This window comes from Streptomyces sp. NPDC052682, assembly GCF_040678435.1.
Classification (GTDB): domain Bacteria; phylum Actinomycetota; class Actinomycetes; order Streptomycetales; family Streptomycetaceae; genus Streptomyces.
This window is the reverse complement of the sequence record NZ_JBFATS010000012.1, coordinates 66891-87145: the sequence shown is the minus strand read 5'-3', so window position 1 is coordinate 87145 and position 20255 is coordinate 66891. Positions and strand designations below refer to the sequence as shown.

Sequence of the window (20255 nt, the reverse complement as noted above, 5' to 3'; positions counted from 1 at the left end):
CGTGCGTACCAACAGCCATCCAGGCGCCCCCCACAGCTGCCGAACGGCGGCTCACAGACTCCGGTCCCACAGGAGGATGAGAAGTTTGAGTCACAAGCGAATTCCGAAGCGCAAGGCCGCGATCGCGGCGGGCAGCGTGGTGGCGCTCGGCGCGGCCGCGCTCCTGCTCCCCCACGCCAACGCGTCCCAGGACGGCGCGTCGGACGGTACCGCGGCCGCGCCGAAGACCCTGAAGGCGGCCGACGCCTCGGATCTCGCCTCCCGGCTCGCCGGTGTCCTCGGTGACGCCTTCGCCGGCTCCTACTACGACGCCGGCAGCCGGCAGCTCGTCGTCAACGTGGTCCCCGGCGACAACAACAACGTGGTCGTGCAGGCGAAGAAGGCCGGCGCCCAGGTCCGCGAGGTCGACAACAGCCTGGCCGAGCTGGAGGCGGGCGCCCGGACCCTCAAGGCCAAGGCGACCATTCCCGGCACCTCGTGGGCCGTCGACCCGCGCACCAACAAGATCCTGGTGACCGCGGACAGCACCGTCACCGGCGCCAAGTGGGACCGACTTGAGTCCACCGTGCGGAGCCTCGGCTCCGACATGGCGACCATCAAGAAGTCCAAGGGCACCTTCAAGACGTTCGTCTCCGGCGGTGACGCCATCTTCGGCGGCGGCGCGCGCTGCTCGCTGGGCTTCAACGTCACCGCCGCCGACGGCTCGCCCGCCTTCCTGACCGCCGGTCACTGCACGGAAGCGGCCCAGGAGTGGTCCGACGCGCAGAACGGCGCGCCGATCGGCACCGTGGACCAGTCGGTCTTCCCCGGCGAGGGCGACTTCGGCCTGGTGAAGTACGACGACCCCGCGACCCAGGCGCCCAGCGAGGTCAACCTCGGCGACCAGACCGTCCAGATCACCGAGGCCGCCGAGGCCACGGTCGGCCAGGAGGTCTTCCGGATGGGCAGCACCACCGGTCTCGCCGACGGCCAGGTGCTCGGCCTCGACGCCACCGTGAACTACCCGGAGGGCACGGTCACCGGCCTGATACAGACCAACGTCTGCGCCGAGCCCGGCGACAGCGGCGGTTCCCTGTTCACCCGGGACGGCCTCGCGATCGGCCTGACCTCCGGCGGCAGCGGCGACTGCACGGCCGGCGGCGAGACCTTCTTCCAGCCGGTCACCACCGCCCTGCAGGCCACCGGCGCCACCCTCGGCGCGGGCGGTGGCGCGGGCGCCGGCGACCAGGCCGGCGGCCAGGAGGCCGGGGCCGGCGACCAGGGCGCCGGGAACGGCCAGGGCGCGGAGGGCGGCCAGGGCGCCGGCAACGGCCAGGGCAATGGTCAGGGTGCCGGCAACGGGCAGGGTGCCGGTGCCGGTGACGAGGCCGGTGCCGGTGACGACGCCGCCGGTGCCGGTGACGACGCCGGCCAGGGCGCCGCGGACGGCTCCGGCCTGACGGTGACCCGCTGACCCTCGTCGGCCGGTGAGGTGAGAACGCCGGCCCGGACCCGGCTGTGGTGGCGGGGCCGGGCCGGTTCACCGGCGCGCACGGCCACCGCCGGCCTTCCGCGGTTCCGGCCGGCGGTGCACGGTCCGGCCCTCCGGCGGGAGGGCCGGACCGTTGCGCTGTCACCACCAGCGGTGCGGTTCACGGGCCCGGCGGGCGGGCCCTGAGCAGCAGCAGCGCGATGTCGTCGATGCGTTCCTCGCCGTCCGTGTCGGGCCGGCTGTGGTGGATGATGTGGTCGGCGAGCTCGTCCAGCGGCAGGTCACCGGCCCCGGCCAGCCGCCGGCTCAGCGCGGCGAGGGCCTCCTCGAAGTCCACCCCGGGCACCTCCACCAGCCCGTCCGTGTACAGGGCGAGCAGACAGCCGGGGCCGAGGTCCACCTCGGTCGTGGGATACGTGGCCGAGGCGTCGATGCCGAGCAGCGGGCCTCCCGCCAGGTCGAGCACCCGCACCCGCCCGTCCGGCTTCCTCAGCAGCGGCGGCGGATGCCCCGCCCGGGCCATCACGGCCCGCCCGCGCGCCGGGTCCAGCCGCAGGTACAGGCAGCTGGCGAACAGGTCGGACCCCAGGTCGAGCAGCAGCCGGTTGGTGCTGCGCATGACCTCCGCGGGCGCCTGACCGACCGCCGTGTACGCGCGCACCGCGGTACGCAGCTGCCCCATCAGCCCGGCCGCCGTCACGTTGTGCCCCTGCACGTCCCCGATCACCGCCGCCGCCAGCCCCTGGGTGGGGACCAGGTCGTAGAAGTCGCCGCCGATGTCCATGCCCTGGGTGGCCGGCAGATAGCGGGCGGCGGCCTCGATGCCCGGCAGCGACGGCAGTGAGTGCGGCAGCAGCGCCTCCTGGAGTCCGTGCGCGAGCCGGTGCTTGGTGTCGTACAGCACGGCCCGCTCCAGCGCCTGCGCGACCAGCCCGGCCAGACTGGTCAGCACCGCCCGTTCCTCCGTCGGGAAGGGATGCGGCTCGGCGTAGGCGAACACGCAGGTGCCCACCGGCCGCCCGGAGGCGATCAGTGGCAGGTACGCCCAGGCGGCGAAGCCGTCCCGGGCGGCCTGCCGCGCCGGATACAGGTGGTCCAGCTGCTCCCGCGACTCGAAGAACGCCGGCACGCCGGTCCGCAGCACCTGTGTCCCCGGGGTCTGCTCGTTCAGCGGCAGCCCGTCGAACCGCTCCACCACCCGCGGATCCGGGTATCCGCGGTGCCCCAGCACCCGCAGCCGGCCCGTGCGCGATCCGAGCACCACCAGCCCCTGACTGCCCACGGCCGGGGCGACCTCGTCCGCGACGAGCTGCACCACGTCGTCCACCCCCACCGCCTCGGTCAGCGCACCGGCCAGGTTCAGCACCTGCGTGATGCTGACCAGGCGGGACGGCGCGCTGCCGGGCACGGGCGCGGCGCGGTTCATCTCCGACACCGCCCGGGCCCGGCTGATGCGGACGCTCAGTCCCGTCGTACTCGGGTACAGGCGGAACGACAGCCACTCACCCGGTGGGCGCAGCGCCACGAACGAGGCGGTGTGCTGGCTGAACAGCGCCGCCCGGTAGCGGTCCTCGTACACCGGGTCGTTCAGCCACGGGACCGACGTCCACAGCTGGGTGCCCAGCAGCCGGCTGACCGGCACGCCCAGCAGCTCGGCCGCCGCGGCGTTGGCGAAGCCCACCCGGCCGTGCAGGTCGAGGGAGCACAGCCCGTACGGCAGCCGCCCCACCATGCGGGCCGCCTCCACCGTGCCGAGCGTGCCGGCCAGGCCGCCGACCAGCGGGCCGCCGACCAGGTCCGGCTCGGGGTGCGGGGCGACGCTGTGCTCCGCGGCCCGCTCCAGCCGCACCGCGAGCCGGTCGCAGGCCGCGGTGAGGTGATCCCGCTCCCGGTCCGACAGCTCCGGCGGGTGCGAGCCCGGCCAGGTCACGAAGACCGCGCCGTAGGTGGTCGTCCGGGTCGCCACCGGCACGGCGGCCAGCGCGAACGGGTACGGCAGCACCACGGCGATGCGCGGATAGCGGCGCGCCATGTCCTCCTCGCCGCCGACCCAGATCAGCCGCCGCTCACGCACCGCCTCGGCCACCGGGATCGGCGCGTTCAGCCCCACCCGCTCCCAGGGCGCGGCGAAGGCCCGGGGCAGCCCCGCCATCACCGCCATCTCCAGCACCGGCTGGTCCGGCGCCCGCAGGTACACCGCGCCGGAGTGGGCGTGCACGTCGTCCATCATCGCGGCGAGCGCCAGGGACAGCGCCGGGCGTCCGACCGGCCTCCTGGCCGCCGCCGGTGCCTGCGCGGACGACTGCCCCTCGGACACGCCGACCACCTCCTCGCACGGCCGGGCGACGGGTCCCAGGGTCAAATCTCCTCCCAGCCGGCTCGTCGCGCACGGCGAGCCGCAGCGGGCCGTGCCGTGGCCGTCCTGCGGTCACGGACACGCGGGGCACCGGCACCCACGGTGAAGGCGCATCGTGTACCCCCTGTGTCCCGATGCATGCCACCGCAGTCGATGCGCGCCGTGGTGCCCGGGCGCCGCGTGCGCGCCCCCGCGCACCCTGATGGCCGGATCTCCGCGCCCACGGGCGGTCATGGTCACGAACAATGGGGCACGCGCTCAACACCATGAACGGCGTACCGCAGCTGAAGGGGTGGCAGTGATCCGGGTGCTTCTGGTGCACGACGAGTGTCTGGTCCGATCCGTACTGGCGGAATGGCTGCGGCGCGAACCCGACCTGACGGTGGAGGAGACCCCGTGGCGGGGCGCGGCCGGCCGGGTGCGGTCCGTGCGGCCGGACGTCTGCGCCGCGGACCTGGAGTGCTCGGACACCTACGGAATCCCGCCCCTGGGCGACCTGTGCCCGCCGGGCGCGGACGGTGCCTCCCCCCGGCTGCTCGTGCTGGCCGGTGCGAACCGGCCAGGCCTGCTGAGACGGGCGGTGGAGGCAGGGGCGCTCGGCTACGTGGACAAGGAGGGTTCCCCGGAGAACCTGGTGCGCGGCATACGCCGCGTCGCCCAGAAGGAACGTTTCGTCAGCGACTCGCTGGGCTTCGCCTTCCTCCAGGCCGCCGAGATGCCGCTGACGCGCCGGGAACTGAGCGTGTTATCCCTCGCCGCCAAGGGGGCGTCCATCGCGGAGATCGCCGGAAGCCTCCACCTGTCCCACGGGACGGTGCGCAACTACATGGCGGCCATCACCCGCAAGACCGGCGCCCGCAACCGCATCGACGCGATCCGCATCTCCCAGGGGCAGGGCTGGCTGTGACCGCCCCGGCGGGCGTACGGGTGCCCAGCCGCCGACGAGATCCCGGTACAGGGCCGAGGACCGCATGAGGTCGTCGTGGGTGCCGTACGCCGTGTCCCGCCCGTCCATCACCAGGACCCGGTCCGCGCGGCGGGCCGAGCTGACGCGGTGCGCGACGACCACCAGCGTGCCGCCGGGCCGGGCCGCGAAGGCGCGCTCGGCGCGCGCCTCCGTCCGGGCGTCCAGATGGCAGGTCGCCTCGTCGAGCAGGGCGAGCGGGGCGTACGACAGGTAGGCCCGGGTCAGTGCGATCAGCTGCCGTTCGCCCGCCGACAGCGCGGCCGGGTCCACCGGGGCGCCGGGCCCGCCCAGCCGCTGGAGCAGCGGCGTGAGCCCGACCGCCTCGGCCGCGGCGAGCAGTTCCTCCTCGGGCACGGGGGCGGGGCGCAGGTGGCCCAGGTTCTCGGCGAGGGTGCCGGTGAACACGTACGCCTCCTGCGGGATCAGCACGCGCAGGGCGGCGGCCTCGGGGCCGGGCACCGGGTGCCCGCCGACCCGGATCGTGCCGTGGGCGGGGGTGAGCAGACCGGCGACCAGGGCCGTCAGCGTGGACTTGCCGATGCCGCTGGGGCCGACGACGGCCAGGTGCGTGCCGGGCTCCAGCGTGAGGTCGAGGTCCTGGACGACGGGGGCACTGGCGGGGCCGTAGGCGAAGGTGACGCGGGACAGGGACAGGGCCGGGGGAGCGGGGCAGGGGGCGGGGAGCGGCGCGGGGCTCGCGCAGTCGCTGTGCCGTTCCGGTCCGCTCCCCGCGTCGTCGGCCACCAGGCGGCGCAGCACCACCGCCAGGCGGGAGCCGCTGGTGCCCAGGCCGTGCACCAGGTGCTGCAGGGCCGGCAGGAGCGACTGGGTGACGTAGGCGAGGGCGCCGACCAGGGCGCCGGGGGAGACGCCGTGGGCGAGCAGCCAGGGCGCGGTGACGAGCAGCAGCACGATCGGCAGCTGTCCGCCGAGCGCCAGGGACGCCACCCGCACCACGCCCCAGCGGGCCAGCGAGCGGGCCGCCCGCAGTTCCGCCTCGACCCGCTGCCCGGTGCCGTCGGCGATCCGCGCCTCGGCCCCGGAAGCGGTGATGTCCCGCAGCCCCGGGGCGACGGCGGCCAGCTGCCCGGCGAGGGACTCGTCGGCGACGAGGAACGCCTCCTGGCGGCGGGCCAGCGGGCGCAGGGTCACGGCGAACAGGGCGACTCCGGCCAGCAGCGGCGGCGCGACGACCAGCAGCAGCGGCGGGGCGAGCGAGAACAGCCCGGCCAGCGCGCCGGCGGCGGTGAACAGGAAGGACCGGGAGACCATCACCAGCCCGGCGAAGGTGTCCCGCGCGATCTCCACCTGCTGCGTCAGCCCGGACAGCGTCCCCGCCTCCCCCGTGCGCACCCCACGGGCGACCACCCGGGTCACGAGCCGGTCCCTGAGCGGTTCGACGAGCGCGGCGACGGCCGCGTACACGCGCGCGGTGCCCCACGCGCCGACGAGGACACCGGCACCGGCCACCGCCAGCCAGGCCAGCCCGGTGCCCGGTCGCCCGCGCAGGAAACCGTCGTCGAGGGCGCGGGCCGGGGCGTACCCGAGGAGGAAGGTCTGGGCGCTCTCCAGCACGGACCAGCCGCCCAGCCGCAGCAGGACGAGCCACCGTCGCCGCAGGAACCGCAGGCCGCGCCGGTAAACCGGGCCGGTCACCGCGGCACTCCCGTGCCGAGGACGCCGGCGGTCTCCGCCCCGGCCGCTTCCTCCCCGAACACCGCCCGGTACTCCGGGACCGCCCAGAGCTCCTCGTGCCGGCCCACCGCCCGCACCCGGCCGCCGTCCAGCCAGGCGACGGCGTCCGCCAGGGCGGCGGTGGCGGCGCGGTGGGCGACCAGGAGGCGGGTGCCGCGCGGGCCGTCGCCGAGCAGGGCCCGGGTGATGTGGTGTTCGGTCACCGTGTCGAGGCTGGACAGCGCGTCGTCGAGGATCAGCAGGCGCCCGCCGTGGGCGAACGCGCGGGCCAGGCCCAGCCGTTGGGACTCGCCGCCGGAGCGCGGCGCGTCGGCGAGCGCGGTGGCGTACCCCTTCGGCAGGCGGCGCACGAAGTCGTCCGCGCGGGCCGTGCGGGCCGCCTCCCGGACGCGGGCGGGGCAGGGGCACGGCAGGCCGAGGCCGATGGCGTCCTCGACGGTGTCCCCCAGCAGGCAGGGGCGGGCGAAGGCGTAGGCGACGGCGCGGCGCAGGTCGGCGTGGGTGAGGTCGCGCAGCGGGACGCCGTCGAGCAGCACCTCCCCGCTGTCCGGGTCGGCCAGCCGCCCGGCGAGCGCGGCGAGCAGGGACTTGCCCGCGCCGGAGGGGCCGACGACCGCCAGGGTCGTCCTGCCGGGCACCACGAGGTCGACGCCGTGGAGGACCGTGCGTCCGCCGCGCCGGGCGGTCACGCCGCGCAGTTCCAGCCGGCCGGGCCCCTCGGGCAGCCGCCGCCCGCCGTGCTCGGTCGCGGGTTCGGCGAGCACCTCGCCCAGGCGCCGGGCCGCCGCCCGGGCCCGGGCCAGGCCCGCGAGGTGGCCGACCAGGACGCCGACGCCGGTGGCGAGGACCGCGTACCGGGAGGCCGCGAGCACCTCGCCGACCGACAGGCTCCGCCGGGTCAGCAGCACACCGGCGACGGCGACGACGCCGAGCTGGAGCAGCGGGGCCACCGCGACGGCCTGGCCGGCGGCCCGCCCCTGCACCCGCCACATGCGGTGGCCCGCGCGGGACAGGTCGGGCAGCGGCCGCAGGATCCGGCCGGTCTCCCGGTCCGCCGTACCGGCCGCGCGGATGGTGCGGAACCCCTCGACGGCCTCCGCCAGCGCGGCCGCGATCCTCCCCTGTTCGCGCTGGTAGCGCGCCGCGCAGGCGGAGGTGTCGCGGGCCACGGCACGCAGCAGGAGGGCCAGCACCGGGGCTCCGGTGAGGAAGACGGCCGCGAGCCGCCAGTCGAGCAGGCCGAGCGCCACCACGCCGCCGAGGGGACCGGCGAGCCCGGCGAGCAGCGCGGCGCGGGCGGCGGGGGCCGTGCCGGCCTGGGCGGCGTTGCCGACCAGCCGGGCGACGAGGTCGCCGGAGCCGAACCGGTCGGCGGCCCGGGGACCGACGCCCAGGACGTGCCGGGTCAGCCGGTGGCGCAGCCCTGCGGCGGTACGGGCGTCCACCGTGCCGGTCAGGACCGTCTGCGCCGCGTCGAGCAGGGCGAGCAGCAGCACCAGTGCGGTGCAGTACAGCACCCAGCGGGTCGCCGGGGCGTGCGCCAGCAGCAGGTCCAGGGTCCGGCCCAGCGCGGCCGGCAGCAGCAGCCCGGCCCCGGTCGCGGCGATGCTCACCAGACACAGCGCCACACAGTGCGGCCCGCTGGAGCGGGTGGCGTCGCGCAGCAGCGCGCGGGCGTGCCGGGCCGCCGGGTCGGTGTCGCCTGGCGTCGTCATACGGCCCTTTCGCCTCCGGGATCGGATGCCGTGCACGGACCCCGGGCGGTCCCTCCGCGAGGGAGCGACCGCCCGGGGCCTCGAGGGTGCGCCGTGCGTCAGAGACAGAGCAGAACGCTGGCCGCGCTGATGCAGGACAGCAGGCTGACCGTGCTGTTGCCGCCGGTCATCTGCTCCTCGGACTCCAGGGCCTGCAGGTCGAGAAGTGCCATGGTGTTCCCTTCCTTTCGGTGTCCGTCCGTGATCATCCGTGGGGACGGGGTGGTGGTCACGGCTCCGCCGGATCGCGGAGCGCGTGGGGTGGTGTCACGGCCCCGCCGGTGGCGGAGCCGCGTCTTCAGGGCCGCCGCAGCGGCGGGAGGAACGGCAGGTGGGCGCCGGACGCGGGGTCGAGCGCCGCGCCGAGTGCCAGCAGGCACCCTGCCGTGCCGGTCGCGAGGTCCATGGACAGCCGCATCATCTGATGGCCGGGGAAGGCCAGCCGGCCCTCGTACGCCATCGCGAACCAGCCGAGCCCGGCGATCTGGTCGGCCAGGCGGTCGACGTCGGCGCCCGGCGTGGTCGTGCGGCTCAGGTGCAGGATCATTCCGGCCCGGCCCTGGAACAGCCCGGGCTGGGCGTAGAACCGGGAGGTGGCCGCTGTCAGGACGCCGGCGCGGGCCGCCTCGAACTCCCCACTGACGTCCGGGGCGTGGGCGAGGTGGTCGTCGAGGACCATGCCGAGCCCGGCGCTGCCGTCGCCGAGGTAGGGCAGGGTCCGCCAGCCCTCGTCGACCTCCACGGCACCGTTCTCGCGGGTCACGCAGACCGCCAGGTCGCGGCGCAGTGCCGTGCCGGCCGCCTCGAGCAGCGCCGCGTCGCCGGTCCGTTCGTAGTGCCGCAGCAGGAACAGCGCGGGCCCGCTCGCGCCCCGCAGCAGTCCGGCGCGCCGCCTGGGGGAGTCGGGGGGCGGCTCGGCCAGCCGCCGCACCAGGATCCGGGCGGCCTCGTCGGCGCGCTCCCGCAGAGCGCTCTCGCCGGTGCGGTCGCCCAGATGGCCCAGGACCAGGCCGAGTCCGGCCAGCCCGCCGTGCAGGTCGGAGGAGAGGTTCTGCCAGCGCTCCGCCAGGACGGACTCCACCAGGTCCAGCGCGCGCTGGACGTGACCGAGCCGTTCCAGGACGTACGCCACGCCGGCCAGACCGTCGTACAGGCCGAGCGGCGTGCCGGCCGGGGGCGGTGCGGTCCGGGCCAGCAGCCAGCGCTCGCCCTCCTCGTACCGCTCGGCGCCGACCGCGTCCAGCGCGTACAGCACCCCGGCCGCGCCGTGCGCGAGTCCGAGCCCGCCGCCGTCGGAGAACTGCACGATGTCGCCCGGGAAGAGCCGGTCGGCGCGCTCCGGGGTGGCGGAGGCGAGCAGCGCCTTGACCATCGAGTCGCGGCTGTAGGGCCAGTCACCGGGCTCGACCAGCGAGGAGGGCGCGGCCGGGGCCCGGCCGGACACCTCCCGCGTGATCTCCGCGACCGCCTCGTCCAGCCACGCGCGGGGCACGTCCGGGAACTGCTCGGCGATCACCTCCGCCAGATGGGCCGCCTTGCCCCGGTCCACCACGAACAGCGTGGTGACGGGCAGGAACAGCGCGAGTCTCAGACAGGCCAGGGCGTAGCGGTCGATGTCGGGGCCGCGGCGGTCCGGCGGGGCGAAGAAGCCGGGGTGGGCGACGACCTGGCGGCCGTTGTCCTCGGCGGGCGCCGCCGCCTCGAAGTCGATCAGGAAGACCGACTCCTCGTCGGGGGCGACCATGATGTTGAAGACGTGCAGGTCGTTGAAGACGATCCCGCGCGCGTGCACCGCCGCCACGGCCTCCTCCACCTTGCGGTGGATCCGCAGCGCCCACGCCGTGTAGGCGGCCACCTGCCGCGGGTCGGGGTCCGGGGCGAGCAGCGGGTGCCGCTCGGCGAAGAACGAGTTCAGCGGGCGGCCCTCGACGAAGTCCATCACCAGGAAGCGGTGCCCGCCCAGCTCGAACCAGTCGCGCACCTCCGGCACCACCCCGGTGCCCGCCACCCGCTCCAGCGCCGCCTTCTCCCGCTCCAGCCGGGCGATCGCGTCCGCGCCGTCGGCGGCCAGGCCCGCGTGCGGCCGGCCCTCCTTCAGCACGACCTTCCGGCCGGTGCGCGTGTCGGTCCCCGTGTACACGCCGCCGCCGTTGGAGAAGTGCAGCGCCTTCTCGATGCGGTACGGCAGCTCGCCCACGGTCGTGGTGTTGCGCGCGTCCAAATGCGGCTTGAGGAACTCCGGCAGCGTCACCCACTCGGGCACCTGGAAGGACGGGGTGCGCCGGTCGGGCACGAGTCTGCCCTCGCCGTCGCGTACCGCCGGCACCAGCGAGCCCCGCTCGTCCACGACGAACGAGCGCGCGAAGGCGCCGTAGCGCACGTACAGCGGGCCCTCGCCCCAGCGCAGGTCGGTGAGGATGTAGGGCCCCTCGAACCCCTCCAGCAGCGCGCCCAGCTCGCGCAGCACCTGGTGCAGCTGCTCCTCGCCGTCCGGGTAGACGGTGACGAACTTGCCGCTGCCCTCGCGCGGCGCGTACTTGGTGTTGCGCAGGTGCAGCAGGTGCGGGCCGGGCACGAACTTGAACGGGATGCGGCGCGGTACGCAGTAGTCCCACACGATCGCCGCGACGGCGTCGGCATGGGCCCGGGTGGCCGAGGCGTGGATCTTCCAGCCCTGTGCCGGACCCGGCACCGGCTCGCCGTCCGGGCCGAGCGGCGTCAGCGTCAGCCAGTCGCCGATCCGCGCCGCGTCCCAGCCCTCGGGCACCGGCCGGCGTGCCGTCTCGAACAGCGGCGCCGCCTGCTGCTGCCCCGCGCGGGACAGCCGGTCCGGCGTGTCGTAGAAGTGCCGGTCGGCCAGCGCGTACACCTCGTACCGCTTGTCCATGCGTCCCCCTCCGTGACGGCACCGAGCTTTCCAGCCGGCCGACGGGCCCGGACAGTCACGGCTGTCACGACCTTCCCGTGCGGAACGCATGCGTCAAGAGATGTTCGGTACGTTTCGAGCCGCCGCACGCCGGTGCCTCCACGGAATGCCCACAGAGGCTGCGCAGGTGTCCCATAAGCGCTGTAATGGCCAACGTGGCAAACCAGGGCGCCGAAGGACGCGGCACGCGCACACTGCGTGCCGAAGGTGCCCTCAGAGCGATCACGGCCGATCAGAACTCACCCGAACGGGTGCGCCGCGTCCTCGAACAGGGACTGGTCTTCGCCGGGGCGGCCCTGGTGGCCGTGTACATGCCCGGCGAGGGCGGCGAAACGCTGTGCCTGGTGGAGTCCGCCGGCGTGCCGAGGACGCTGTACGGGGTGCGCGACAGCTATCCCGTCACCGGACGGTCCCCGCTGGCCGAGGCGCACCGCACCGGCCGGCCGGAGTGGCTCGGCCCCGCGGAGCTCGCCGGGGACCCCCATGCGCGCCGCGCCCCCACGGGGGACTTCCACCTCGCGGCCCTGCCCGTGCACGGCGACGGCGACGGCGGCGGCTGCCTGCTGGCGGTGAGCGAACGTCCCGACGGCTTCGACACCGACGCCCGCAAGTGCCTGGAGCTCATCGCCGAGGCCGTCGCCTGCCCCGCCCCGGCCGTCGCCGCCGAGGGCACGGACCTCGAGCCGAACGCCTTCAGCCTCGCCATGGACACCGGCCGCGTCCGGGCCGGCGACGGCCTGCTGGACCTGTTCGGCCTGGACCCGGCCGAGTTCGACGGCCGGGTCGAGACCCTGCTCGGCCTGACCGTGCCGGAGGACCTGCCCTCGCTGATGTCGGTGGTCGAGGCCGACCACATGTCCATCGGCGACCGGGAGCTGGAGTTCCGGGTCCTGCAGCCCGCCGGGCCGCCCCGGTGGCTGCGGCTCAGCGGCCGCCTGGTGCCCGGCGGGGAGGGCCGCCCGGCCCGCCTGGTCGGCACCGTCGCCGACGCCTCCACACTGCGCGCGGACATCACCGACGTGGCCCGGGTGCAGCGTCTGGCCGCCTCCCTCGCCACCGCGGTCACCGTCCGCGACGTCGGCAAGGCCGTGGTCGCCGCGCTGCGCCGGCCGCTGCGGGCCGACCGCATCGCGCTCGCCGAGCTGGAGAGCGAGCGGCTGGTCGTCACCGTCCTCGACCCGCCCGAGCCGGAGTCCTGGCCGGAGCTGTGGCGCAGCGAGTGGCGCACCGAGTGGCCCGACGCGCCCGTACGCGCCATGCCGACGCTCGCGGCCGCCCTGCGCGAGGGCCGCCCGCGCATCTGGCCCGCCGGTGCCCCGCTGGAACCCGCCCTCGCCGACGTCGGCCGCGGCGGCATCGCCGTGCTGCCGCTGCCCGCCGGCAACCGCCTGGCCGGGGTCTGCCTCATCGGCTGGGACACCCCGCACGACTTCGGCGCCGACGAACGCGCCCTGCTCACCGCCTCCGCCGGACTGGCCGGCCAGGCCCTGATGCGGGCCCGGGCCTTCGACGCCGAGCACGAACTGGTCGGCATGCTCCAGCGCCAGCTGCTGCCGCGCCGCCTGCCCCGGCTGCCCGGCGCCAAGGCCGTCGCCCGCTACCTGCCCAGCACCGCCGGGCTGGAGCTGGGCGGCGACTGGTACGACGTCATCCCGCTGCCCGAGAACCACGTCGCCCTCGTCATCGGGGACGTGCAGGGCCACAGCGCGGGCGCCGCCACCCTCATGGGCCAGATGCGCACCGCGCTGCGCGCCTACGCCGCCGAAGGGCACCCGCCGGACGTGGTGGTCTCCCGCGCCAACCGCCTGCTGCTGGACATGGAGACCGACCTCTTCGCCACCTGCGTCTACGTCGACGTCGACCTGGAGGAGGGCTCCGCCTGGTGCGTGCGGGCCGGGCACCTGCCGCCGGTGCTGCGCCACCCGGACGGCAGCACACGGGTCGCCGAGACCGAGGGCGGACCGCCGCTCGGCGTGGTGCGGCAGGCCGACTTCCCGATGAGCCCGCTCAGACTCCAGCCCGGCACGGTCCTCGCTCTCACCACCGACGGCCTCGTCGAGTCCGCCGGGACCGACATCGACGAGGGCATGGCACGCCTCGAACGGGAGCTGTCCGGCTCCGACCCCGGCCGTCTCGGACTCGTCGCCGACGCCCTGCTCGACAGCGCCCCGCGCAGCGACGACATCGCCCTGCTCCTCATGCGCTACGACGGCATGCGGCTGCGCCCGCTGCGGGAGAGCTGGACGGTGTGGCGGGTGCCGCAGGCCGTCGGGCACGCCCGCCGCTTCACCCGGCGCACGCTGCGCGCCTGGGGCGTGCGGGAGGGCCTGGACCCCGTGCTCCTGGTCGTCTCCGAACTCGTCACCAACGCCCTGGTGCACACCGACGGCCCGGTCCGCCTGGACCTGACCCTCCTCGACGACCGGCTGCGCCTCGCGGTCGCCGACGCCTCGCCCCGCACCCCCATCAAGCCGGCCAGCATCGGCTGGGAGGCCACCGGAGGCCGCGGCATCCTCCTCGTCGAGGCGGTGTCCACGGCCTGGGGGACGGTGCCGGCCAGCGGCGGCAAGCAGGTGTGGGCCGAGCTGGTGGTGGGCCGCTGAGCCACCGGGCCGGCCGGCTCCCGCACGCGCGCGTGTGCTCAGCCGAGCCGCTTCAGCAGCTCCTCGGCGAGCGGCGCGGAGGACGCCGGGTTCTGGCCGGTGACCAGGTTGCGGTCGACGACCACGTGCGGCGCCCAGGGCTCACCGGCCCGGACGGTCACGCCGGCCTCGCTCAAACGGTCCTGCAGCAGCCACTTCGCCCGGCCGGCCAGACCGCCCTGGGTCTCCTCCGCGTTGGTGAACGCGGCCACCTCGTAGCCGGCGAAGGCGTTGCTCCCGTCCGCCCGTACGGCGGCCAGCAGCGCCGCCGGACCGTGGCAGACGACACCGAGCGGCTTGCCCGACTCGAGCGCCTCGATGAGCAGCCGCCCGGAGCCGGCGTGCCCGGCGAGGTCCTCCATCGGGCCGTGGCCGCCGGGGTAGAAGACCGCCGCGTAGTCGTCCAGGTCCACGTCCTCCAGCCGGATGGGGTGCTGGAGCTCCGTGAACGACTCCAGCGCCTTCGCGAGCCGGTCGGCGCCCTCCTGGCCGCCGTTCACCTCGGGCGCCAGGGAGGCCCGGTCGACGGTGGGCACCACACCGCCGGGGGTGGCCACGACGACCTCGTGACCGGCGGCCCGGAACGCCTCGTACGGCGCGACGGCCTCCTCGGCCCAGAAGCCGGTGGGGTGCTGCGTGCCATCGGCCAGGGTCCAGTGGTCGGCGCCGGTGACGACGAAGAGGATCTTCGACATGGTGGTGGTTCTCCTCTGCTGTGAACGATGTCTCGAACGTAGGACCACCGACCCCCGCATTTCCAATGACCGAGTCAATGTCTGCCATAGGAATGTCCATAGGAGGGTCCCTGGGCCGGGTGCCCTAGGCTCGGCGGTGTGACGCACCGCGATCCGCCCGGGCCGGCCGGGCAGCCCGACCTCAACCTGCTGCGGACCTTCCTGGCGGTGTACCGGTCCGGGTCGTTCACGGCGGCGGCGCAGGTGCTGGGGCTGTCCCAGCCGACCGTCACCACCCAGATCCGCTCCCTGGAACGGCGTATGCGGCGCGAGCTGTTCGAACGGCTGCCGCGCGGTGTCGCGCCGACCGCCGTCGCCGACGAGCTCGCGGCCCGGATCGCCGCCCCGCTCGACGCGCTCGCCGCGGCCACCGGGCACGGCACGCCCGAAGGCGCCCGGCCCGCGCCCGTCCACCTGGCCGGCCCCGCCGAACTGCTGGCCACCCGGGCCCTGCCCGCGCTGGCCCCGCTCGTGACCCGGGGAGTACGGCTGCGCGTCACCGCCGGCCTGACCGATCCGCTCATGGACGAACTGCGCGCGGGCCGCCACGACCTCGTCATCGCCACGGCCCGGCCCCGCGGCCGCGTGCTGTCCGCGACACCGCTGACGGACGAGGAGTTCGTCCTGGTGGCCGCGCCCGTCTGGGCCGGCCGCCTCAAGGACCGCCTCGCCGCCGACGGCCCCGCCGCGCTGCACGACGTGCCGCTGATCTCCTACGCCGAGGACCTGCCGATCGTCCGCCGCTACTGGCGGCACGTCTTCGGCAGACGCCTGACCGCCCACGCCGCGGTCTCCGTGCCCGACCTCAGGGCCGTGCTCGCCCTGGTCACGGCCGGCGCGGGCTTCAGCGTGCTGCCCCGCTACCTGTGCGCCGACGCCCTGGCCCGCGGTGCCCTGGTCCTCCTCGACGAGCCCGAGGACACCCCCATCAACACCGGCTTCCTGGTGCAACGGCCGGGCATCCCGGACAACCCGCACGTCACCCTCGTACGCGACCGCCTGCTGGAGGCGGCCCGCGCCTGGTGAACCGGGCATCTCCCCGGGGCGCAACCGCAGAACCCCGTCGCCCAGGGGGCCCGCATGCCCGGTGGGCATAGGCGCAACCCGACCCGCCACGTCACAGCGCACCCCCTTCCGCGACCCCGCGCAACGCCTTCTCGTACGGGGTTAGTGGTGCCGCGTTGTGCTGCCGGGCTGTGCAGCGTGTGTCGGCGGATCCTGCCGCGCCGCGCCGGCGGGCCGTGCCGTGCTGTGTCGGCGGGCCGTGCCGCGCTGTCCCGGCGGATCGTGCCGCGCCGTGTCGGCGGGCTGTGCAGCGTGTGTCGGCGGATCCTGCCGCGCCGCGCCAGCGGGCCGTGCCGCGCCGTGTCGGCGGGTCGTGCCGCGCTGTGTCGGCGGACGGGGCACCCCTGTCCGGAGGCCGTGCGAGTCGGCGGCAGCCGGCCGGGCCGGATGATCCGGTCCCAAGGCCGCCGTCCGCGGCCCGTCGGGGCCGCGCCCCGCTGCTCGGACGGAGAGTTCGGACCTGCGCCCAACGGGACCCGGGCTCGGCCTCTATGAGGCCCCCGGCACCACCGCCGGGGCGGGCGCCCGTGGCGCCCCGCCCCGCCGCCCCCCTCGCGGGTTTGTCCGGGCCCCGTACGGGGACCCGACCCCGCAGCGGAAGCAGAAGGAAGATGATCTGTCGTGACCTCACAAACCAGTGAGCAGCCCCTCGTCCGCCGGCCCGAGACGGGCTGGGCGCGAGCCCGCCGGCTGCGGGGCAAGGCCGCCCTGCGGACCTGGCTCCCCGCCGTCGAGGACCGCGGTGCGCCCGCCACCTCCCTCCCCGAACCCGAGGGGCACATCGTCCGGGGCGAGGACTGACCGCCGTCGGCCTCGGCAACCCCGCGTAATCAACAAGTAAACAAGCGTTGTTCCGTTCCGCCGCAGTGCGGCTAAGGTGAGGCAGATGAAGGCTCTCGTGCTCGCCGGCGGCGCCGGAACACGGCTCAGGCCGATCACCCACACCTCGGCCAAACAACTCGTGCCCGTGGCCAACAAGGCCGTGCTCTTCTACGGGCTGGAGTCCCTCGCGGAAGCCGGTATCACCGACGTCGGGATGATCGTCGGCGACACCGCGGCCGAGATCGAGGAAGCCGTCGGCGACGGCTCCAAGTTCGGCCTGAAGGTCACCTACATCCCCCAGGAGAAACCCCTGGGGCTCGCCCACGCGGTGCTGATCGCCCGGGACTACCTGGGCGACGACGACTTCGTGATGTACCTGGGCGACAACTTCATCGTGGGCGGCATCACCGACCTCGTCGAGGAGTTCCGCACGAGCCGCCCCGACGCCCAGATCCTGCTGACCCGCGTCGCCGACCCCCGCGCCTTCGGTGTCGCCGAACTCGACGCCTCCGGCCAGGTCATCGGCCTGGAGGAGAAACCCGAGCGGCCCAAGAGCGACCTCGCCCTGGTCGGCGTCTACCTGTTCACGCCCGTGATCCACGAGGCGGTGCGCGCCATCAAGCCCTCCTGGCGCGGCGAACTGGAGATCACCCACGCCATCCAGCACCTCATCGACTCCCGTGCCGACGTGCGCTGCACGGTCATCGAGGGCTACTGGAAGGACACCGGCAACGTCGGCGACATGCTCGAGGTCAACCGCACGGTCCTCGAAGGCGTCACGCGCCGTATCGACGGCGACGTGGACGAGGGCTCGGAGACCATCGGCCGGGTCGTCGTGGAGGAGGGCGCCCGGGTCGTCAACTCACGCATCGTCGGGCCCGTCGTCATCGGTTCCGGAACCGTCATCGACAACTCCTACGTGGGCCCCTTCACCTCCATCGCGGAGAACTGCCGGATCACCGACAGTGAACTGGAGTTCTCCATCGTGCTGCGGGACTCCTCGATCCTCGGCGTCGGCCGGATCGAGGCCTCGCTGATCGGCCGGCACGTCGAGGTGACACCGGCGCCCAGCGTCCCCAGCGCCCACCGCCTCGTCCTCGGAGACCACAGCAAGGTGCAGATCCATTCATGAACCTCCTCGTCACCGGCGCCGCCGGGTTCATCGGCTCCCACTACGTCCGCATGCTGCTCGACTCCGACGCGCCCGACGCGCCGCGGATCACCGTGCTGGACAAGCTGACCTACGCCGGCACCCTGGAGAACCTCGAACTCGGCCACCCCCGGCTGCAGTTCGTCCAGGGCGACATCTGCGACGCCCCCCTCGTCGACAAGCTGATGGCCGACGCCGACCAGGTGGTGCACTTCGCCGCCGAGTCCCACGTGGACCGCTCCATCGAGGGCGCCGCCGACTTCGTACGCACCAACGTGCTCGGCACCCAGACCCTCCTCGACGGGGCCCTGCGAAACGGCGTGGCGACCTTCGTGCACATCTCCACCGACGAGGTCTACGGCTCCATCGCCGCCGGCTCCTGGCCCGAGACCCACCCGCTGAGCCCCAACTCTCCGTACTCGGCGTCCAAGGCCTCCTCCGACCTGCTCGCGCTGGCCTACCACCGCACCCACGGCCTCGACGTGCGGGTCACCCGGTGCTCCAACAACTACGGCCCGCACCAGTTCCCCGAGAAGGTCATCCCGCTGTTCGTCACCAACCTCCTCGACGGCAGGAAGGTGCCGCTGTACGGGGAAGGCCTCAACGTGCGCGACTGGCTGCACGTCGACGACCACTGCCACGGCATCGAGCTCGTGCGCACCAAGGGCCGCCCGGGCGAGGTGTACAACATCGGCGGCGGCACCGAGCTGAGCAACAGGGAACTGACCGCCCTGCTCCTCCAAGCCTGCGGCGCCACCTGGGACATGGTCGAGCACGTCGAGGACCGCAAGGGACACGACCTTCGCTACTCGGTCGACTGGAGCAAGGCCCGCGACGAACTCGGCTACCGCCCCCGCCACGACTTCGCCACCGGCCTCGCCGAGACCGTCGCCTGGTACCGGGACAACCGCGCCTGGTGGGAGCCCCTGAAGGCGCGCGTCGCCAAGGAGCGCGCATGAGGTGGCTGATCACCGGCGCGGGCGGCATGCTCGGCCGGGACGTCGTCGAGGAGCTGACCCGGCGCGGCGAACACGTCACGGGCCTGGACCGCGCCGCCCTGGACATCACCCGGCCCGGCGCCGCCGCGCGCGCCCTGGCCGAGCACCGCCCCGACCTCGTCGTCAACTGCGCCGCGTACACGGCCGTCGACGACGCCGAGACCGACGAGGCACGCGCACTGGAGATCAACGGCGAGGGCGCCCGGCTGCTGGCCCGTGCCTGCGCCGCGCACGGCGCCCGCCTGGTCCACGTCTCCACCGACTACGTCTTCTCCGGCGACGCCCGCAGCACCCCCTACCCGGAGGACCACCCGCCGGCCCCGCGCACCGCGTACGGCCGCACCAAGCTCGCGGGCGAGCGGGCCGTGCGCGAGGAACTGCCCGAGACGAGCGTGATCCTCAGAACGGCTTGGCTGTACGGGGTGCACGGCAGTAACTTCGTCCGCACGATGATCGGCCTCGAGGCCCGCCGCGACACCGTCGACGTCGTCGACGACCAGCGCGGGCAGCCGACCTGGAGCGCGGACGTGGCCGAGCGGATCGCCGACCTCGGCCCGCGCGTCGGCACCGGCGTGCACGGCGTCCTGCACGCCACCAACTCCGGCGAGGCCACCTGGTACGACCTGGCCCGGGAGGTGTTCCGCCTGATCGGCGCCGACCCGGAGCGGGTGCGGCCCACCACCAGCGCGGCCTTCACCCGGCCCGCGCCGCGCCCCGCCTACAGCGCCCTCGCGCACGACAGGTGGCAGGAGACCGGCCTGCCCCCGCTGCGTGACTGGCGTGCCGCCCTGGACGAAGCACTGCCCCGTATCCGCAAGGAGTCCCCTTCGTGAAACGCCACGAGTTCCTCCGGGAACTGCACAAGGTCAGCGCCAACCGCAACTACCTGGAGATCGGTGTCAACGACGGCCGCAGCCTGCGGCTGTCGCGCGTGCCCAGCATCGCGATCGACCCGGCCTTCAAGGTGGTCACGGAGATCAAGTGCGACGTCCACCTGGTGAAGGCCACCAGTGACGACTTCTTCGCCCGCGAGAACCCGCTGCAGCACCTCAAGGGCGGCCGGCACCCGTTGCGCAACCTGCGCCGCGGCCGCAGCCCCTTGGGCTACTGGCGCCGCACCACGCTCGACCTGTCGTTCATCGACGGCATGCACCTGTTCGAGTACGCGCTGCGCGACTTCATGAACGTGGAGAGGCACTCCGACTGGCACAGCGTGATCGTCTTCGACGACATGCTGCCGCGCAGCGTCGACGAGGCGGCCCGCGACCGGCACACCAACGCCTGGACCGGAGACGTCTACAAGATCATCGAGATTCTGCACCGGTACCGCCCGGACCTGGTGACCGTCCAGGTCGACACCCAGCCCACCGGCCAGCTGGTGGTCTTCGGCGCCGACCCGAAGAACACCGTGCTGCACGACAAGTACGACGAGATCATCGCCGAGTACGAGGTGCCCGACCCGCAGAAGGTGCCCGAGGCGATCCTGGAGCGGGCCGGCGCGGTGCCGCCCGAGGCGTTGCTGCGGGCCGGCTTCTGGCGCGCGCTCGTCCAGGCCCGCAACCGGGGCCTGCCCCGCTCCGTCGGCTGGGAGCCGCTGCGCCGGGCCCTTCAGCAGGTCGGCGTCAGCCGCTGAGCGACGGCGGCCGGGGCGGCCGACGCCGCCCCGGCCGATCCG

At 74.6% G+C, this 20255-nt stretch carries 14 protein-coding genes and 1 pseudogene; 9 read left to right on the top strand and 6 right to left on the bottom strand.

The features are described from left to right. Window positions 1-85 precede the first annotated feature (85 nt). Complete coding sequence (locus AB0K80_RS20400) at window positions 86-1453, top strand: S1 family peptidase (RefSeq protein WP_365671540.1); 1368 nt, start codon at window positions 86-88, stop codon at window positions 1451-1453. 178 nt (window positions 1454-1631) lie between these two features. On the opposite strand, the gene AB0K80_RS20395 is transcribed toward AB0K80_RS20400, so the two are convergent. After that, window positions 1632-3797, bottom strand: coding sequence for a SpoIIE family protein phosphatase (locus AB0K80_RS20395; protein WP_365671852.1), 2166 nt, complete (start codon window positions 3795-3797; stop codon window positions 1632-1634). A gap of 232 nt (window positions 3798-4029) precedes the next feature. Between AB0K80_RS20395 and AB0K80_RS20390 the strand changes: the two are divergent. Further along, window positions 4030-4650: pseudogene (locus AB0K80_RS20390) on the top strand (response regulator transcription factor); the annotation flags it as partial. Here the strand turns inward: AB0K80_RS20390 and AB0K80_RS20385 are convergent. From AB0K80_RS20385 to lanKC, 4 genes are all read right to left on the bottom strand, one after another. Beyond that, on the bottom strand, window positions 4573-6450 hold the full coding sequence (locus AB0K80_RS20385) for an ABC transporter ATP-binding protein (RefSeq protein WP_365671538.1): 1878 nt from the start codon (window positions 6448-6450) through the stop codon (window positions 4573-4575). The pseudogene AB0K80_RS20390 and the gene AB0K80_RS20385 overlap by 78 nt on opposite strands. Continuing rightward, window positions 6447-8204 (bottom strand): ABC transporter ATP-binding protein, encoded by a 1758-nt coding sequence (locus tag AB0K80_RS20380; RefSeq protein WP_365671536.1) that lies wholly within the window; start codon window positions 8202-8204, stop codon window positions 6447-6449. The genes AB0K80_RS20385 and AB0K80_RS20380 overlap by 4 nt, the downstream gene beginning before the upstream one ends. A 98-nt stretch (window positions 8205-8302) precedes the next feature. Next, on the bottom strand, window positions 8303-8416 hold the full coding sequence (locus AB0K80_RS20375) for a SapB/AmfS family lanthipeptide (protein WP_365671534.1): 114 nt from the start codon (window positions 8414-8416) through the stop codon (window positions 8303-8305). A 125-nt stretch (window positions 8417-8541) separates the two neighbouring features. After that, window positions 8542-11130 (bottom strand): class III lanthionine synthetase LanKC, encoded by a 2589-nt coding sequence (gene lanKC, locus AB0K80_RS20370; protein WP_365671533.1) that lies wholly within the window; start codon window positions 11128-11130, stop codon window positions 8542-8544. Between the two features lie 185 nt (window positions 11131-11315). Between lanKC and AB0K80_RS20365 the strand changes: the two genes are divergently transcribed. Beyond that, window positions 11316-13772: a SpoIIE family protein phosphatase gene (locus AB0K80_RS20365; RefSeq protein ID WP_365671531.1), complete on the top strand. Its 2457-nt coding sequence runs from the start codon at window positions 11316-11318 to the stop codon at window positions 13770-13772. A gap of 38 nt (window positions 13773-13810) precedes the next feature. Here AB0K80_RS20365 and AB0K80_RS20360 read toward each other — a convergent pair whose 3' ends face one another. After that, window positions 13811-14506, bottom strand: coding sequence for a type 1 glutamine amidotransferase domain-containing protein (locus AB0K80_RS20360; protein WP_365671529.1), 696 nt, complete (start codon window positions 14504-14506; stop codon window positions 13811-13813). Window positions 14507-14644: 138 nt separating this feature from the next. Between AB0K80_RS20360 and AB0K80_RS20355 the strand changes: the two genes are divergently transcribed. The 6 genes from AB0K80_RS20355 (at window position 14645) to AB0K80_RS20330 (ending at window position 20213) form a co-directional block, all read left to right on the top strand. Continuing rightward, window positions 14645-15571 (top strand): LysR family transcriptional regulator, encoded by a 927-nt coding sequence (locus tag AB0K80_RS20355; protein ID WP_365671526.1) that lies wholly within the window; start codon window positions 14645-14647, stop codon window positions 15569-15571. A 660-nt stretch (window positions 15572-16231) separates the two neighbouring features. Next, on the top strand, window positions 16232-16411 hold the full coding sequence (locus AB0K80_RS20350; protein WP_365671524.1) for a hypothetical protein: 180 nt from the start codon (window positions 16232-16234) through the stop codon (window positions 16409-16411). A gap of 85 nt (window positions 16412-16496) precedes the next feature. Continuing rightward, the gene (locus tag AB0K80_RS20345) at window positions 16497-17564 is read left to right on the top strand and encodes a glucose-1-phosphate thymidylyltransferase (RefSeq protein ID WP_365671522.1); all 1068 of its coding nucleotides are present in this window, start codon (window positions 16497-16499) and stop codon (window positions 17562-17564) included. Further along, complete coding sequence (rfbB, locus tag AB0K80_RS20340) at window positions 17561-18541, top strand: dTDP-glucose 4,6-dehydratase (protein ID WP_365671520.1); 981 nt, start codon at window positions 17561-17563, stop codon at window positions 18539-18541. The genes AB0K80_RS20345 and rfbB overlap by 4 nt, the downstream gene beginning before the upstream one ends. Then, window positions 18538-19413 (top strand): dTDP-4-dehydrorhamnose reductase, encoded by an 876-nt coding sequence (gene rfbD / locus AB0K80_RS20335; RefSeq protein WP_365671518.1) that lies wholly within the window; start codon window positions 18538-18540, stop codon window positions 19411-19413. Before rfbB ends, rfbD begins: the two co-directional genes overlap by 4 nt. Further along, window positions 19410-20213, top strand: coding sequence for a class I SAM-dependent methyltransferase (locus tag AB0K80_RS20330; RefSeq protein WP_365671516.1), 804 nt, complete (start codon window positions 19410-19412; stop codon window positions 20211-20213). The genes rfbD and AB0K80_RS20330 overlap by 4 nt, the downstream gene beginning before the upstream one ends. Window positions 20214-20255: the final 42 nt, after the last annotated feature.